At 70.6% G+C, this 15,137-nt stretch carries 15 protein-coding genes; 9 read left to right on the top strand and 6 right to left on the bottom strand.

Going from position 1 to position 15,137, the window contains the following annotated elements:
* Positions 1-6: 6 nt before the first annotated feature.
* The 3 genes from pdxY to T336_RS0103800 all read right to left on the bottom strand — a co-directional run bounded on the left by pdxY (position 7) and on the right by T336_RS0103800 (position 1,933).
* Entirely contained in the window at positions 7-945 is a 939-nt protein-coding gene (gene pdxY / locus T336_RS0103810; protein ID WP_026431556.1) for a pyridoxal kinase PdxY, read from the bottom strand.
* A gap of 5 nt (positions 946-950) precedes the next feature.
* Positions 951-1,409 carry a RidA family protein gene (locus T336_RS0103805; protein ID WP_019700774.1) on the bottom strand — a complete coding sequence of 153 codons (459 nt, stop codon included), beginning with the start codon at positions 1,407-1,409 and terminating at the stop codon, positions 951-953.
* Between the two features lie 116 nt (positions 1,410-1,525).
* A complete protein-coding gene (locus T336_RS0103800; RefSeq protein ID WP_019700775.1) occupies positions 1,526-1,933 on the bottom strand; it encodes a GFA family protein in 408 nt (135 codons plus the stop codon).
* Between the two features lie 412 nt (positions 1,934-2,345).
* Here T336_RS0103800 and T336_RS0103790 point away from each other — a divergent pair, with 412 nt between their 5' ends.
* From T336_RS0103790 to T336_RS0103780, 4 genes are all read left to right on the top strand, one after another.
* Entirely contained in the window at positions 2,346-5,195 is a 2,850-nt protein-coding gene (locus tag T336_RS0103790; protein WP_026431555.1) for a DNA internalization-related competence protein ComEC/Rec2, read from the top strand.
* A gap of 93 nt (positions 5,196-5,288) precedes the next feature.
* Positions 5,289-6,815 (top strand): circularly permuted type 2 ATP-grasp protein, encoded by a 1,527-nt coding sequence (locus T336_RS0103785; protein ID WP_026431554.1) that lies wholly within the window; start codon positions 5,289-5,291, stop codon positions 6,813-6,815.
* Positions 6,736-6,963 (top strand): alpha-E domain-containing protein, encoded by a 228-nt coding sequence (locus T336_RS27580; RefSeq protein ID WP_404821577.1) that lies wholly within the window; start codon positions 6,736-6,738, stop codon positions 6,961-6,963. Before T336_RS0103785 ends, T336_RS27580 begins: the two co-directional genes overlap by 80 nt.
* Positions 6,957-7,931, top strand: coding sequence for an alpha-E domain-containing protein (locus T336_RS0103780; protein WP_019700779.1), 975 nt, complete (start codon positions 6,957-6,959; stop codon positions 7,929-7,931). Before T336_RS27580 ends, T336_RS0103780 begins: the two co-directional genes overlap by 7 nt.
* A 64-nt stretch (positions 7,932-7,995) precedes the next feature.
* Here the strand turns inward: T336_RS0103780 and T336_RS0103775 are convergent, their stop codons facing one another.
* Entirely contained in the window at positions 7,996-8,337 is a 342-nt protein-coding gene (locus T336_RS0103775; protein WP_026431553.1) for a hypothetical protein, read from the bottom strand.
* A 305-nt stretch (positions 8,338-8,642) separates the two neighbouring features.
* On the opposite strand from T336_RS0103775, the gene T336_RS0103770 reads away from it, so the two are divergent.
* From T336_RS0103770 to T336_RS0103760, 3 genes are read left to right on the top strand one after another with little or no spacing between them, the layout of a single operon-like run.
* Positions 8,643-9,227, top strand: a complete 585-nt coding sequence (locus T336_RS0103770; protein WP_026431552.1) for an NUDIX hydrolase — start codon at positions 8,643-8,645, stop codon at positions 9,225-9,227.
* A 6-nt stretch (positions 9,228-9,233) separates the two neighbouring features.
* Positions 9,234-10,376: an adenosylhomocysteinase gene (locus T336_RS0103765; protein WP_026431551.1), complete on the top strand. Its 1,143-nt coding sequence runs from the start codon at positions 9,234-9,236 to the stop codon at positions 10,374-10,376.
* Positions 10,373-11,281 carry a hypothetical protein gene (locus tag T336_RS0103760; RefSeq protein WP_225980290.1) on the top strand — a complete coding sequence of 303 codons (909 nt, stop codon included), beginning with the start codon at positions 10,373-10,375 and terminating at the stop codon, positions 11,279-11,281. The genes T336_RS0103765 and T336_RS0103760 overlap by 4 nt, the downstream gene beginning before the upstream one ends.
* A 57-nt stretch (positions 11,282-11,338) precedes the next feature.
* Here the strand turns inward: T336_RS0103760 and T336_RS0103755 are convergent, their stop codons facing one another.
* Positions 11,339-11,674 (bottom strand): VF530 family protein, encoded by a 336-nt coding sequence (locus T336_RS0103755; protein WP_209435940.1) that lies wholly within the window; start codon positions 11,672-11,674, stop codon positions 11,339-11,341.
* A 38-nt stretch (positions 11,675-11,712) separates the two neighbouring features.
* Positions 11,713-12,624 carry a LysR family transcriptional regulator gene (locus tag T336_RS0103750; protein ID WP_026431548.1) on the bottom strand — a complete coding sequence of 304 codons (912 nt, stop codon included), beginning with the start codon at positions 12,622-12,624 and terminating at the stop codon, positions 11,713-11,715.
* A 164-nt stretch (positions 12,625-12,788) separates the two neighbouring features.
* On the opposite strand from T336_RS0103750, the gene T336_RS0103745 reads away from it, so the two are divergent.
* Together T336_RS0103745 and T336_RS0103740 are read left to right on the top strand one after the other, a co-directional pair.
* Entirely contained in the window at positions 12,789-13,634 is an 846-nt protein-coding gene (locus T336_RS0103745) for an alpha/beta hydrolase (protein WP_026431547.1), read from the top strand.
* Positions 13,635-13,878: 244 nt separating this feature from the next.
* Complete coding sequence (locus T336_RS0103740; RefSeq protein WP_019700787.1) at positions 13,879-15,135, top strand: efflux RND transporter periplasmic adaptor subunit; 1,257 nt, start codon at positions 13,879-13,881, stop codon at positions 15,133-15,135.
* Positions 15,136-15,137 lie beyond the last annotated feature (2 nt).

The following is a 15,137-nucleotide window of genomic DNA, read 5'->3' as shown; positions in this document are numbered from 1 at the left end:
TTCGCTTCAGGACTGCGCCGGAGGGCCCACCGCCTCGGCGGCGAAACGCTCCGACGGCTGCGCGATCTGCTCGCGGCAGGCCACCAGGGGCAGGTCGCGCTGGCCCGGCGCGGTGCGCGACACCAGCGCATACAGGCTGCTGACCGCGCTCGATACCGCGTCCGGCGTGGCCGCGCCGCGCAGCAGGTGGCCCAGCAGCACGGCCGAGAACACGTCGCCCATGCCGTTGGGCAGGGGCTGCAGGTCGATGAACGGCGTGCGCACCAGCCAGGCGGCCTCTGCCGTCACGGCCAGCGTGGCCAGCCGGTCGTCCGGCACGTCCGGCGTGCGCAGGCTGGTCACCACGATGAGCGAGGGGCCCGTGCCGGCGGCATCGCCCAGCAGTGCACGCGCGGCGGCCACCGCTTCGTCCACCGAGCCCAGCGGCGCACCGTGCAGCAGTTCGAACTCGTACTGGTTGGGCGTGATGATGCTGGCCTGCGCCAGCGCGCGGCGGCGCAGGAATTCCGGGATGCCCGGGCGCACGAACACGCCCCGGCCCACGTCGCCCATCACCGGGTCGCACAGGTAGCGCAGGCCCGGGCGCACGGCCCGGATCTCCTGCACCGCGGCCAGGATGGCCTCGCCCACGCCGGCATCGCCCAGGTAGCCCGAGAGCACTGCCGTGCAGCGCGCCAGCACGCCGCGCGCGCGCAGGCCGTCGAGCACGTCGGCGATGTGCGCGGGCGGGAAGACCTGCCCCTTGAACTCGCCGTAGCCCGTGTGGTTGGAGAATTGCACCGTATGCACCGCCACCGGCTGGATGCCCAGCAGTTGCAGCGGCAGCATGGCCGCATCGTTGCCCACGTGCCCGAAGGCGACGTGCGACTGGATGGAGAGCACCAGCGGCGGCTCCCCGGGCGGCGGGCCGGCGCAAGGGGTTGCGGTGGCGCTCACGGCATCCACGGCGCTCAGGCCAGCTCGGCGATCAGCTCGATTTCCACGCAGGCGCCCATGGGGATCTGCGCCACGCCGAAGGCACTGCGAGCGTGCTTGCCCTTGTCGCCGAACACTTCGCCCAGCAGTTCGCTGGCGCCGTTGGTCACCAGGTGCTGCTCGGTGAAGTCGCCCGTGGAGTTCACCAGGCTCATCACCTTCACGATGCGCTGCACGCGGTTCAGGTCGCCGCCCGTGGCCGCATGCAGCGTGCCCAGCAGGTCGATCGCCACGGCCCGTGCCGCGGCCTTGCCGTCTTCCGTCGCGACGTCGCGGCCGAGCTGGCCGACCCATGGCTTGCCGTCCTTGCGCGCGATATGGCCGCTCAGGAAGACGAGGTTGCCCGTCTGCACGTAGGGCACATAGGCCGCGGCCGGCGTGGCGACGGGCGGGAGCGTGATGTTCAGTGCGGAGAGTTTGTCGTAGATGCTCATGGTGATGGGGAAGCGGGTTGAGAAGGAAAAAGCGGCGCCGGCCGTGCGCGTGCCGGTCGGTGGAGCGCAGCCAGGGCCTGCGGCGGAAGGAATGGTACAGCGCTCCGGCGGCTCCTTCAGGGCTGCCCGTCGAAGCTCTCCACCCCGTCGGGAGACGGCACCCAGGCCAGGCGCCGCCGGGTCCAGATCTGTCTTTTCGGGGCGCCCAGTGCGTGCCGCTGCAGGATGGCGCCGATCCGCAGCGAATAGGCCGCCGGGTTTTCTTCCGCGCAGGCGTACAGCGGCGTGCCGCAGTGTTCGCAGAACGCGAGCAGGCGCCTGGCCCCGCTGTCGGCGGTTTTCACGTAGGTGCGCGGCATGCCCCGCGTCAGCCGGAAGCCGGAGGCCGGCGCGGGAATGTTGGCGCGGAACGCGGAGCCCGAGTGGGTCTGGCAGTCGTTGCAGTGGCAGACCGTCATGCTGCCCGGCTGCACCTCGGCTTCGTAGGCCACCGCGCCGCAGTGGCATTGGCCTTCGATCTTCACGGAGATTCTCCTGGGATGGCGGGCGGCGGGATGCCTCCCCGTGGGCCATTCTGCGCCGGGTGGAACGGGCCCTGGTCAAAGACCTGCCGGGCGGGCGGCCAGGCCTGCCCTGGCCCAGCCCACCCAGCCGCGCCTGCGCGTCCACGCGGGGCCGAACGGATTCGGCAAGAGCACCCTGCAGTCCGAGTTAAAGCCCCGGTGGATCGGCGCCTTCGTGGACGCCGACAAGATCGGGAAGGCGCTTCGCGCCTCCCCGGACGGTGCGCTTCACCTTCTTCGGCTTCACCTTCTTCGATGACGGCTGCCTGTGGAGCGTCGAGGTCGACCGGCGCCCTTGCCTCACGGATCGGCATGCCTTGCATGCCTTTTTCTCGCGGTCCGCGGCCTGTCGCCAGCCCTAGCATCAGGCCCCATGAGCCGGCCCGCTTCCTCCGCCACGCCGCCCGTCCCTCCGTCTCTCCCCGCCCCGCCATCGAGCGCCCTCATCGAGGCTGGCGGCTGGCTCTGGCCCGCGCTGCTGCTGGGCAGCATTGCCGGTGCGTTGCTGCAGCTCATGCAGCCTGCGCTCTGGCCGGTGCGCGTGTATGCGGCACTGCTGCTGGCGGGCGTGGCCGTGTGGGTGCTGGCCCGGCGCCTGGGCCGGCGGCGGTGCGGCCCGGTGGCCCGTGCATTGCCGGTTTCCGCTCCACGATGGCTGGCCTTCTGTGCCACGGCGCTGGCGGCCTTCGCGGTCTGCGGCTTGCGCGCGGGCGCCTACCTGTCGGATGCGCTGGACCCGGCCCTGGAGGGGCGCGACCTGCGCATCGTCGCCGTGGTGGCGGCGATGCCGCAACCCACCGACGCGGGCGTGCGCCTGCGGCTGGAGGTGGAGTCGGCCTGGTACACGGAGCAGGGTGGCGGCCGGCCGCGTTCCGGGGGAGGCCGCCCGCAGCGCAGCGGACGGAAGGACCGCCCGGAGGCGGGGGGCGGTGCCGGCGCACGCCATGCGCCCGGCCGGCCCGTGCGGCTGCCTCCGCTGGTCGATGTGTCGTGGTCTTCCGGGGCGCCCTGGTTCGCGCGCCAGGCGGACGGCCCCCGGACGAAGGCCCGGGCCGCATCCGCATCCGCGGGCATGCCGGACGCGGCACCGGCATCGTCTTCTTCCTCGCCGTCGCCTGCCCCTGCGCCCGTGCCTGCCGTCCACGTGGGCGAGCGGTGGGAGATGACGGTGCGCTTGAATGCCCCGCACGGCCTGCGCAATCCGGGCGGCTTCGATGCCGAGCTCTGGCTGTGGGAGCAGGGCGTGCAGGCCACGGGCTCCGTGCAGGCGGGCGCCCGCGCCGAGCGGCCGGTGCGGCTGGAGGCCGCGCCCTGGTGGCGGCACCCGGTGGAGCAGGCGCGGCAGCGGGTGCGCGATGCCATCCTCGCCCGGCTGGCGCCGCCGCAGGTGGCCGGGGCGGACGCCGATCCGCAGGACCTGGCCCGGCGGCGTGCCGCGGGCGTGGTGGCGGCCCTGGTGACGGGTGACCAGCGCGCGATCGACCGGGCGGACTGGGACGTGTTCCGCGCGACGGGCGTGGCGCATCTGGTGAGCATTTCCGGGTTGCACATCACCCTGTTCGCCTGGGTCGCCGCGGCGGTGGTGGGCTGGCTGTGGCGGCGCTCGGCGCTGCTGTGCCTGGCCGTGCCGGCGCCCTGGGCAGGGCTGGCGGGCGGGGTGCTGCTGGCGGCTGCGTATGCGCTGTTCAGCGGCTGGGCGGTGCCGGCGCAGCGCACGGTGTGCATGCTGGCGGTGGTGGGCGCGCTGCGGCTCTCGGGGCGGCGCTGGCCCTGGCCGCAGGTCTGGCTGCTGGCCTGCGCGGCGGTGGTGGCTGCCGATCCGTGGGCGCTGCTGCAGGCGGGCTTCTGGCTCAGCTTCGTGGCGGTGGGCGTGCTGTTCGCCTCCGACGCGGCCACGCCGCCCGAGGTGATGCCGGCCTCCCGCGCATCCGGGCGCCTGCGCGCACGCGTGCTGGCCCTGTTGCGAGAACAGTGGGTGGTGACGATGGCGCTGACGCCGCTCACGGTGCTGCTGTTCGGGCAGGTCTCGGTGGTGGGCTTCGTGGCGAACCTGGCGGCCATCCCGTGGATGACGCTGGTCGTCACGCCGCTGGCGCTGCTGGGCGTGCTGTGGGCGCCGCTGTGGTCTGCTGCGGCGGCCTGCCTGCGGCCCTTCGCGGAAGGGCTGCAGTGGCTGGCGGCCTGGCCCTGGGCCACGCTGTCGCTGCCGGCGGCGCCGTTGTGGGCAGGCGTGGCCGGCATGGCGGGCGGCGTGCTGCTGGTGATGCGCCTGCCCTGGGCGCTGCGCCTGATGGGCCTGCCGCTGCTGCTGCCGGTGCTGTGGTGGCATCCGGCGCGGCCCGTGGCCGGGCAGTTCGAACTGCTGGCTCCCGACGTGGGCCAGGGCAGCGCGGTGCTGGTGCGCACGGCCGGCCATGCGCTGCTGTACGACGCGGGGCCGCGCTACGGCCCACAGAGCGATGCCGGCGACCGGGTCCTGGTGCCACTGCTGAGCGCGGGCGGCGAGCGGCTGGACCGGGTGATGCTCAGCCACCGCGATACCGACCACACGGGCGGTGCCGCGGCGGTGCTGGCCGCGCACCCGGGCGCGGACCTGTGGGGGGCGCTGGAGCCCGGCCATCCGCTGGAGGCGCAGGGCGCGCGCACCATCACCCGCTGCGAGGCGGGCCGGCAGTGGACATGGGACGGGGTGCGCTTCGAGGTGCTGCATCCATCGCCGGGCGCACTGGAGGGCAGCGGAGCGGGGGCGGGCGCATCGGGCACATCGGCCGGCCCCGAGGACCGGAGCAATGCGGTGAGTTGCGTGCTGCGCATCTCGGCGCCCGGCGCGTCGGCACTGCTGGCCGGCGACATCGGCCGGGCGCAAGAGGCCGCCCTGGCCGCGCGGGGCGCACTGCTGCCGGCCGACGTGCTGCTGGTGCCCCACCACGGCAGCCGCACCTCCTCCAGCCCGGCGCTGCTGGACGCCGTGCGGCCGCGCACCGCCGTGGTGCAGGCGGGCCACCGCAACCGCTACGGGCACCCGGCGCCCGACGTGCTGGGGCGCTATGCGGAGCGCGGGGCGCGGCTGGTGGATTCGCCCTCCTGCGGCGCGTGGTCCTGGCAATCCGCGCGGCCGCTGCGCTGGCGCTGCGAGCGCGATGCCACGCGGCGCTACTGGCACCATGCGCCGCCTTCCGCGGCCTCGGCCGCAGCCGCCGTGGAGGTGGCGGATCCCTTCTGACCGCGGAATCCGGCCACGCCCCGCCCCCTGCGGGCGCCTCCAGCGGCCGAGCAGGCTTGCAACTTGCTATGCTGGCTGCAGGAGGCACCACTGATGCAGAAGTTCGACGAGATGTACGAGATGCTGCCCTTCGACGGCAGCGATGTGCGCCCCCACTACCAGCGCTACGGCCAGTGGCTGTCGCGCCAGCCGGCCGAGGCGATGCAGGCGCGCCGCGCCGAGGCCGAGATGATCTTCCGCCGCGTGGGCATCACCTTCGCGGTCTATGGCGCCAAGGACGAGGACGGGGCCGGCACCGAGCGGCTCATTCCCTTCGACCTGATCCCCCGCATCATTCCCGCCCACGAGTGGGCGCGCATGCAGCAGGGGCTCGTGCAGCGGGTGACGGCGCTCAACCGCTTCATCCACGACATCTACCATGGCCAGGACATCCTGCGCGCGGGCATCGTGCCGTCGGACCTGATCGTGGGCAATGCGCAGTTCCGCCCCGAGATGACCGGTGTGGACGTGCCGCGCGACGTGTACGCCCACATCGCCGGCATCGACATCGTGCGCGCGCCGGACGGGCAGGGCAACGGCATCTACTACGTGCTGGAGGACAACCTGCGCGTGCCCTCGGGCGTGTCGTACATGCTGGAGAACCGCAAGATGATGATGCGGCTCTTCCCCGAGCTGTTCCGCAACCACCGCGTGGCGCCCGTGGCCCACTACCCCGACCTGCTGCTGGACACGCTGCGTGCCAGCGCCCCGGCCGGCGCGGCCGAGCCCACGGTGGTGGTGCTCACGCCCGGCATGTACAACAGTGCGTACTTCGAGCACGCCTTCCTCGCGCAGCAGATGGGCGTGGAGCTGGTCGAGGGCCAGGACCTGGTGGTCAAGGACAACTTCGTCTACATGCGCACCACCCGCGGGCTGCAGCGCGTGGATGTGATCTACCGCCGCGTGGACGACGACTTCCTCGATCCGCAGGTGTTCCGCCCCACGTCCACGCTGGGCTGCGCCGGCCTCATGGCCGCGTACCGCGCGGGCAACGTGGCGATCTGCAACGCCGTGGGCACGGGCATCGCGGACGACAAGTCCGTCTATCCGTACGTGCCGGAGATGATCCGCTTCTACCTGGGCGAAGAGCCCATCCTCGCGAACGTGCCCACCTGGATGTGCCGCAAGCAGGACGACCTGCGGTACGTGTTGGACCACCTGCACGAGCTGGTCGTGAAGGAAGTGCACGGCGCAGGCGGCTACGGCATGCTGATCGGCCCCGCCGCGACCAAGGCGGAAATCGAGGAGTTCCGCGGCGCGCTGCTGGCCAACCCGGCGGGCTACATCGCCCAGCCCACGCTGTCGCTCTCGAGTTGCCCCACCTACGTGGAATCGGGCATCGCCCCGCGCCACATCGACCTGCGGCCTTTCGTGCTCTCGGGCCAGAAGGTGCAGATGGTGGCCGGCGGCCTCACGCGCGTGGCGCTGAAGGAGGGCTCGCTGGTCGTCAATTCATCGCAGGGCGGCGGCACCAAGGACACCTGGGTGCTGGGCGACGGCGATGCCAACGGCACACCCGCCACGGGCCTGTCGCAGTCCATGGGCGCCATGGCCATGTCGCAGTCGATGGGAGGGAAATGAGATGCTGAGCCGTACTGCCGATCATCTGTTCTGGATGTCCCGCTACACCGAGCGGGCAGAAACGCGTGCCGCAGGCGCGCATTCGCAAAAATACTGCCTGCGCGCGCAGCGCGTGCGGGGTTTTCTGCCCGGGGAGGACGCATGCTGAGCCGCACTGCCGATCATCTGTTCTGGATGTCCCGCTACACCGAGCGGGCAGAAAACACCGCCCGCATGCTGAACGTCAGCTACGAGACCTCGCTGCTGCCGCAATCGGCCGACGTGGCGCAGGAAAGCTGGCTGGGCCTGCTGTCGATCAGCGAGCTGATCCCGGCCTATACCGCGCGCCATGGCGAGGTCACGCGCGAAGGGGTGCTGGAGTTCATGGTGCGCGATGGGAACAATCCATCGTCCATCCTCTCGTGCCTGCGCGCGGCCCGCGAGAATGCGCGTGCCGTGCGCGGCGCGCTGACCACCGAGATCTGGGAGACGCAGAACCAGACCTGGCTGGAGCTGCACCGGCAGCTCCAGGGCCGGGATTTCGAGCGTGACCCGGGGGCGTTCTTCGAATGGGTGAAGTACCGCTCGCACCTCTCGCGGGGCGTGACGCTGGGCACCATGCTGCAGGACGAGGCCTTCCATTTCCTGCGCCTGGGCACCTTCCTGGAACGGTCCGACAACACGGCGCGGCTGCTGGACGTGAAGTTCCATGCCGTGCAGAGCGACTTCCACGGATCGGCGATGCGCGAGCGCGGCCGGGCGTCGCCGCAGGAGTTCGACTTCTACCACTGGAGCGCGATCCTGCGCAGCGTGTCGGCGTTCGAGGTGTACCGCAAGGTGTACCGCGACGTGATCACGCCCGAGCGCGTGGCCGACCTGCTCATGCTGCGGGCCGACATGCCGCGCTCGCTGCACGCCAGCCTGCGCGAGGTGGCGGACAACCTCGCCGTGGTCGCCAACGACCAGTCGGCGGAAACGCAGCGCAAGGCCGGGCGCCTGCTGGCCGACCTGCGCTACGGCCGCATCGACGAGATCCTGGCCACCGGACTGCATGCCTACCTCACGCAGTTCCTGGACCGCGTGAACGACCTGGGAGCGGGCATCAGCCGGGATTTCCTGGTGCCGGTGCCGGCCTGAAGCGGCCCGCCGGCCCGGCCTGCGCGCGACGCTCCTGTCATGCGGGGCGGCAGGCGGGGCCGGGTCAGCGGGGCTGCGCCGTTTCCCCCGAGGCGAGCACGCGCTGCTGCACGCATTCGGGAACGCTGCGGTCGATGGGGCGGGCCTCGACGCCATAGCCCTGCAGCGCCATGGACTCCAGTTCGCCGGAGGCCCGGGCGCAGGCCAGTTCCGCGACCACTTCGGCACGCGTGCGGCCCTGCTGCCCGGCCGGTGTAGCCGCGCCGGCCTGGCTGGCGGCACCTGCACCCTCTGGCCTGGGGGCTGCGGGCTGTGCGATGGCGAACGTGGCGGCCAGCAGTGCGCCGGCGCAGAAGGTGGTGGTGCGCAGCAGCGTGCGCGCGGGAAGATGAGGGGTGTAGGCCATGGTTCGGGCTCCTGCGGAGAATGCGACATGCTCTCCATGCCTTCACTGTGCGCGACCCCCTTCGCCCGGGCCAGGAGAACGCGACGGAACGCCGTTGCCGCGGCGTGAAGGGCCCGGATGGCGGAGCCGGAGGTGATGGCGCTGCATGTCTTCGGCCCTCACTGCAGGCGCTGCCGCCGCGAAGGGCCATTTTCATAAATTTTGTTTACCGGCAATATGAATGGCGGCCGGCTGCATTGGCGCTGCAGCCTGTTAGATTGCGTGGCTGCTCAAATTGTTATTCTTGAAGTGGAAATGGTCTGCCAATGAACGAGAGGCTGCAAAACGATGGTCGCCAAGGCGCGTGTTCGGATCTGGGATATATCGTCGATGAATATCTTTGCGAATATCCATCGGAATCCGGCGCGCTCATCCCGCTGACGGAGCAATTGGGCAGGGGCGGGGACATCACCCGGCGCAGCGCATCGCCCGGCCACGTGACCGCCAGTGGCATCGTCCTATCGCGCGGCGCCGTGCTGCTCGTGTTCCACCCCTACCTGAAGCGGTGGCTGCAGCCCGGTGGCCATGTCGAATCCTCCGAGGTACCCCTCGACGCCGCCATCCGGGAAGTCCGGGAAGAAACGGGCATCGCCACCCTGGCCCATCCATGGCATTTCAAGGCGGGAATTCCGCTGGATATCGACATCCATGCCATTCCAGAAAATCCTGCCAAGGGAGAACCGGCGCACATGCATTTCGATTTTCGGTACCTGCTGGTGAGGGATGAATCGAAACCGATTCTCCGCAGCGCGGAAAATCACCAATGCCAGTGGACGGACATTTCCGCGGTGTCCGTCGGGGGCCTGTCCCGTATCGGGCAGAAGATTTCCCGCCACGGCCTGGCCGCCTGAGCCGCCATGGATTCCAAGGCATTCTTCCAGGCGGTCCTGGACAGCAGCATCCCCCGCAGTGCGGGCAGGCTGGTCCTCGTGACCCACATTGTTCCCGGGAGCGAGAACTTCGTCCTCGGCATCCACGAGCGCCTGCCCCTGGCGGCGGTCATTCCCAAGCCCAGTTCGCTGCATGGGCCCACTTGCCGCGTGATCGAGGAGCACGTGCCGGTGATCCACTACACGCGGGACAGGATCCAGCAGAACGCGCCCGGCTTCATTGCGCACCTGCGCAGCCTGATCGGGGAAGAGCCCTTCGCGGCCATCGATACCGGGGGCTATTTCTCGAACATCCTGGCCGCCCTGAAAAAGGCGTTTCCTTCGCAGCTGGTCGGCATCGTGGAGGACACCGAGAACGGACACCAGAAGTACGACGCCGCACTGCGCAGCATCCGGGCGGGAGGGGGCGCCATGTTCCCCTGTCCCGTCATGTCCGTGGCCAGGAGCAAGCTCAAGGAGCCGGAGGATTTCCTGGTGGGCCAGGCCATCACGTTCTCCGCCGAGGCCCTGCTGCGGGAACTGGGGAACATCCTGACCGGCCGCAGGGCGCTGGTACTGGGCTACGGGAAGATCGGATCGAGCATTGCCCGGCACCTGCATGCCAAGGGCGTCCGCGTCGATGTGTACGACACGAACCCGGTCCGCCAGGTGCTGGCGCTGGCGCATGGGTACCACACCGGGCCGAAGCACGAGCTTTTGAGGTCGTCGGAACTCGTTTTCTGTGCGACCGGCAACCGGTCCATCGGCACGTCCGACCTGGGCGCCATCCGGCGCAATGCCTACATCTTCACGGCCACGTCGGCCGATGACGAGATCGAGAACCACCAGGCCATGATCGACTGCGCGAGCCCCGGCGGACACCGGCACGTGCTGCAGGTGAATGCGCAGGGCAACCGGTTCTTCCTCTGCAACGAGGGCAAGTCGGCCAATTTCATGCACGGAGGCGTGGTCGGGCCCTTCATCGACCTCGTGCAGGCCGAACTGCTTTTCGCGCTCTCCAGGATCGGCGACGCCCCGCGGGACCGGGTGGTGGAGCTGGGCGACGATGCGAAGAGATTCATCTCCGAGCTGTGGATCAACCGCTTCTCGCGGCAGGGCGCGGTCCATTGAACACCTTGTCCGCGCAGGAGGTCATGGCGGTGGCATGGGCCTCCGCCCTGTGCAGGGCCAGCCTGAACCTGATAGACCGGCAGCAGATCGGACGCAAGGGCCTGTCGATCGTCCGGGTCAATTTCCTCAACAACGCACTGCCCGCGCTCCTGCTGCTGTGCGCCGCAGCGGTGTACCTGCGGTCCTGGGGGACGCCGCTGGGCTGGCTGCTGGACTGGAAGGCGGTCGTCTTCAGCGGGCTGGCCCAGCTCGTCGCGTATGCCTATTCCCATGCGTTCCGTGCACTGACCGTGAACCAGGTGACCGTGTCCGGCAAACTGTCCGACCTGTTCATCCCCCTGGGCATCCTGTGGCTCACCGGGGAGTGGAGCGCCGAGACCTATGCCTTCGCCGTGGCGACCACCGTGGCCTGCATGCCCCTGCTCTGGCGGCACGGCGCCGTGGAGAGGCGGCGCGGATTCATCGCGAGCGCGGCGATCGTCTGCGCGGCATTGACGCTGCAGGCGACCGTGTCCCCGTGGCTGTTCCCGGCGGGGGAGGGGCCTCCGGGCCGGACCTCCGGCAACCTGCTGGCGTTCGCGGTGGCCGTGATGGCATGGCGTGCGCTGTGGTCTTCGCTGCCCCTGCTCTTCCTGCAGGGGGCGCGGGCCCCGGCGGTGCCCCGGCAGTCGGTGGATGTGCTGTTCGGCGTGCGGGCCCTGCTCACGGTGGCCACGCAGGTGACTTTCATCTACGCCATCACCAGTGCAGCCTCCGCCGTGGCGTGGCCCATCCTGAACACGACGGGGTTGATGGCCATGGCGCTTTCCTCCCTGCTGCTGCGTGAAAGGCCCAGCCGCCTGGAATTCCTGGTCATCCTCGCCATCACGCTGCTGGCGGCGGCCCGGTATCTGACATTGCCCTGAAGCCTGCGGCGCTCTGCCCGGGGCGCTGCAAGGCGCTTGCCGCCCAGGGTGCCGGGTTCAGCGGCCTTTCGCGGTGGGATGGCCGCGCTTGCGGTCCCGCAGCATGAAAAGGTAGAGGCTTTCCACCTTCTCGCGCGCCCAGGGCGTCTTGCGCAGGAATTTCAGGCTGGACGACACGCTCGGCTCGCTCTGGAAGCAGCGCACGGGAACGCGCTCCGCCAGGCCCTTCCAGCCGTATTCCTGCTGCAGGGCCACCACGATGGCCTCCAGCGTGAGGCCGTGCAGCGGGTTGTGGGGCTGGGCAGGGGCGGAGGGGGTGGACGCATGGCCTGCCGGAGAAGGGACAGGCGGCAGGCCGGGGGCGTCAGGGAGATCGGGAGAGTCGACAGTCATGGCACCGAGCATATCGGGCCAGAGTACGATCGGAAGGCTCACCCCTGCAGGGGCTGCTCCCGGGCGAAGATCTCCGCCGCCCAGTCCACGAACGCCCGCACCTTCGCGCTCAGGTGCCGGTTGGGCGGGTACACCACATAGACCGGCAGCAGCGGATGGCTCCATTCGGGCAGCACGCGCACCAGGTCGCCGCGGTCCAGGTAGCGCTGGGCCTGCATGGTGGTGATCTGGCCCACGCCGCGGCCGGCGAGCAGCGCGGCCAGGTAGGCGTTGCTCTCGTTCACCGCCAGGCGCGAGGGCCCGCCGATTTCCAGCGATTCGCCGTCGCGGTGGAATTCCAGCGGGTAGCGCCGCGACGTGCGCGGCGAGAAATAGATCACGCTCTGGTGGTCGCGTTCGAGATCCAGCGGTTCGCGCGGCGCGCCGTGGCGTTCCAGATACGCAGGCGAGGCCACGGTGATGAACTCCAGCAGGCCGATGCGGCGCGCCACGAGCGACTGGTCGGTGAGTTCGCCGCCGCGGATCACGCAGTCCACGTTGTCGCTGAGCAGGTCCACGATGCGGTCGCTCACGCCCAGGTCGAGCTGGATGTCGGGGTAGCGCGACTGGAACTCTTCCAGGTGCGGGATGATGAGCAGCCGTGCCATCGATGTGCCCACGTCCACGCGCAGGCGGCCGCTGGGCGTGGCGCGCGCATGGGTCATGCTGGCCTCGATGTCGTCGAAATCGGCCAGCAGGCGCACGGCGCGGTCGTAGTAGGCCGCGCCGTCGGGCGTGACGGTCACGCGCCGCGTGGTACGGTTGAGCAGGCGTACGCGCAGGCGCGCTTCCAGCGCCTGTACGTGCTTGGTGACGGTGGCTTTGGGCAGTTGCAGGGAATCTGCGGCGCGCGTGAACGTGCCGGCTTCCACCACCCGCGCGTAAATGCGCATGGCCTGGATCTGGTCCATGGCGTTCCTTCCTCGGTGCCTCTTCGGGGGCTGTCAAATTCTCACATGCGCCACGGGTGGCGATTGTTCGGACTTTGGAAACAGTGAGGCCCGCATCGGCTGGTTTATCGTCGTTGTCCACACGCCTACATTTGCTGCACCGGATCGTTTCCGGCCCCCACGCCATGCCCACCACTTCCTCTTCCCGTTCCACGCCCGCCGGCGCGCGCTCCGAATCCACCATTGCGGTGGCGCCGGGGCAGGACGTCGCCGTGCGCATGTACGGCCGCAGGAAAGCCGGCGAGACGTCGCCGCTGGTCGTGCATTTCCATGGGGGGGCTTTCGTGTCGGGCGACCTGGACAGCGGCTGCACGATCGCCGGCCTGCTGCAGGAAGCCGGGGCGCTGGTGGTGTCGGTGGCCTATCCGCTGGCGCCCGAGCATCCGTTCCCGCAGCCGCTGGAGACGGGCTATGCCGTGCTGCAGTGGGCCTATCGCTACCGCACGCGGCTGGCCGGCACGGGCGCGCCGGTCTATGTGGCCGGGGAAGAGGCCGGCGGCAACCTGGCGGCGGGCGTGTGCCTGATGGCGCGCGACCAGTCCCACCCGCCGCTGGCGGGGCAGATCCTGGTGTCGCCGATGCTCGACCCCTGCGCCGGCACGCCGTCGCTGCGGGCCGCCACCGAAGGCAGTGACGCCTGCCGCTGGGCGCAGGGCTGGGAGAAGTTCCTGCGCTGCGCACGCGATGCGGAGCACCCGTATGCCGTGCCCGGCACCGCGCAGCGCCTGGCAGGCCTGCCGCCCACGCTGCTGCTGGTCGGCGACACCGATCCCATGCACGACGAAACGCTGGCCTATGCGGCACGGCTGGAGGCCGCCGGCCTGCCGGTGGAACTGCACGTGCTGCGCAAGGCCGAGCGCTGGCCCGATGCGCTGCTGGAGTCCGGCAACCAGGCCTGTCCGTGCGCGGACGAGGCGCGCGAGCGGTTCCGCCGCTTCATGGAGGCCGGCCGATGTCCGGCGCCGCGCTGACCCCCTCTTCGAAAAAACTCCCTTTCGCCACCAGGCAAGGTATTGACCTCAACGATGGTTGAGGTTTGAGAATCCGGCCCCGTTGCCGTCTCCGCGCCTGGGAGCGGCCTGTCCCCTTCGATGCATTTTTTCCGGCCTGCGGGCCGGAGGGGGACGGCTTTGCCCGGCCGGTGCCGGCCTCGTTTTTTTGCTTGCGATACCACCGCTTCCAGACACGTTTCCAGACACATCCGAAGGATCTGCCATGCCGTCATCCCAACCCGTTTCCCTCTTCTCGCCCGCGCGCCGCTGGTGGACCGCCGCCGGCGCTGCAGCCGCCATCGCGGCCGGTGGCGGGGCCCTGTTCGGGCTCTCCGCCTCGCACGCCGAGGCGCCCGCCGCCGATGCCGCGCCCCCGGCCGTGCCGGTGTCCGTCGCGGCCGTGGTGCAGCAGGACGTCGCGCTGTGGGACGAGTTTTCCGGCCGGCTGGAGGCCGTGCAGCGCGTGGACATCCGCCCGCGCGTGGCCGGTGCCGTGCAGGCCGTGCACTTCCGCGAAGGGGCGCTGGTGAAGCAGGGCGACCTGCTCTTCACCGTGGACCCGGCGCCCTATGCGGCCGAGGTGGACCGGGCCGATGCCCAGGTGGTGGCCGCCCAGGCCCGCGTGTCGTACACCCGAAGCGAGATGGAACGCGCCAGCCGCCTGTGGGAAGAACACGCCATCGCCCAGCGCGAGCGCGACGAGCGCGTGAACGCCCAGCGCGAGGCCGAGGCCAACCTGCGCGCCGCCCAGGCCGCGCTGCAGACGGCGCGCCTGAACCTGGGCTACACCCAGGTGCGCGCGCCGGTCGCGGGCCGCGTGGGCCGCGTCGAGGTCACGGTGGGCAACCTGGTGGGCTCGGGGGCCGGCGCGCCGGTGCTGACCACGCTGGTCTCGGTGAGCCCGATCTACGCGAGCTTCGACACCGACGAGCAGATCGTGGCCCGCGCCCTGGAAGGGCTGCGCTCCGGCCAGAGCGCCCGCACGCTCATCGAGCGCATTCCCGTGCAGATGGGCACCGGCACGGCCGGCAGCATGCCGCACACGGGCCGCCTGCAGCTCATCGACAACCAGGTGGATGCGAGGAGCGGCACGGTGCGCGTGCGCGCCGTTTTCGACAACGCCGATGGCGCCCTCATGCCGGGCCAGTTCGCCCGCATCCGCATGGGCCAGGCGAAGAGCACGCAGGCCGTGCTGATCAACGAGCGCGCCGTGGGCACGGACCAGAGCAAGAAGTTCGTGATGGTGGTGGGCGAGGGCAACAAGGCCGAATACCGCGAAGTGCAGCTGGGCGCGCCGGTCGAAGGCCTGCGCGTCGTCACCGCGGGCCTGAAGGCGGGCGAGCGCATCGTCGTCAACGGCCTGCAGCGCGTGCGCCCCGGCGCCGTGGTCGCCCCGCAGGAAGTGCCCATGGCCGCCAAGTCCGAACTGGGCGGGGAGGGCGCGCAGGCGCGCGCCGCCGCACGCCAGCCCGCGGCCTGAGC

The organism is Paracidovorax oryzae ATCC 19882 (assembly GCF_000687165.1).
Taxonomy (GTDB): domain Bacteria; phylum Pseudomonadota; class Gammaproteobacteria; order Burkholderiales; family Burkholderiaceae_C; genus Paracidovorax; species Paracidovorax oryzae.
The sequence above is the reverse complement of the archived record's forward strand: the minus strand, read 5'-3'. Positions and strand labels throughout refer to the sequence as shown.

What these genes read in the sequence shown, in the direction of transcription:
- T336_RS0103805 (WP_019700774.1), bottom strand. Translation starts at nt 1,409, where the DNA reads ATGAGCATCTACGACAAACTCTCCGCACTGAACATCACGCTCCCGCCC.
- T336_RS0103790 (WP_026431555.1), top strand. Translation starts at nt 2,346, where the DNA reads ATGAGCCGGCCCGCTTCCTCCGCCACGCCGCCCGTCCCTCCGTCTCTC.
- T336_RS0103785 (WP_026431554.1), top strand. Translation starts at nt 5,289, where the DNA reads ATGCAGAAGTTCGACGAGATGTACGAGATGCTGCCCTTCGACGGCAGC.
- T336_RS27580 (WP_404821577.1), top strand. Translation starts at nt 6,736, where the DNA reads ATGCCAACGGCACACCCGCCACGGGCCTGTCGCAGTCCATGGGCGCCA.
- T336_RS0103780 (WP_019700779.1), top strand. Translation starts at nt 6,957, where the DNA reads ATGCTGAGCCGCACTGCCGATCATCTGTTCTGGATGTCCCGCTACACC.
- T336_RS0103775 (WP_026431553.1), bottom strand. Translation starts at nt 8,337, where the DNA reads ATGGCCTACACCCCTCATCTTCCCGCGCGCACGCTGCTGCGCACCACC.
- T336_RS0103770 (WP_026431552.1), top strand. Translation starts at nt 8,643, where the DNA reads ATGAACGAGAGGCTGCAAAACGATGGTCGCCAAGGCGCGTGTTCGGAT.
- T336_RS0103765 (WP_026431551.1), top strand. Translation starts at nt 9,234, where the DNA reads ATGGATTCCAAGGCATTCTTCCAGGCGGTCCTGGACAGCAGCATCCCC.
- T336_RS0103755 (WP_209435940.1), bottom strand. Translation starts at nt 11,674, where the DNA reads ATGACTGTCGACTCTCCCGATCTCCCTGACGCCCCCGGCCTGCCGCCT.
- T336_RS0103750 (WP_026431548.1), bottom strand. Translation starts at nt 12,624, where the DNA reads ATGGACCAGATCCAGGCCATGCGCATTTACGCGCGGGTGGTGGAAGCC.
- T336_RS0103745 (WP_026431547.1), top strand. Translation starts at nt 12,789, where the DNA reads ATGCCCACCACTTCCTCTTCCCGTTCCACGCCCGCCGGCGCGCGCTCC.
- T336_RS0103740 (WP_019700787.1), top strand. Translation starts at nt 13,879, where the DNA reads ATGCCGTCATCCCAACCCGTTTCCCTCTTCTCGCCCGCGCGCCGCTGG.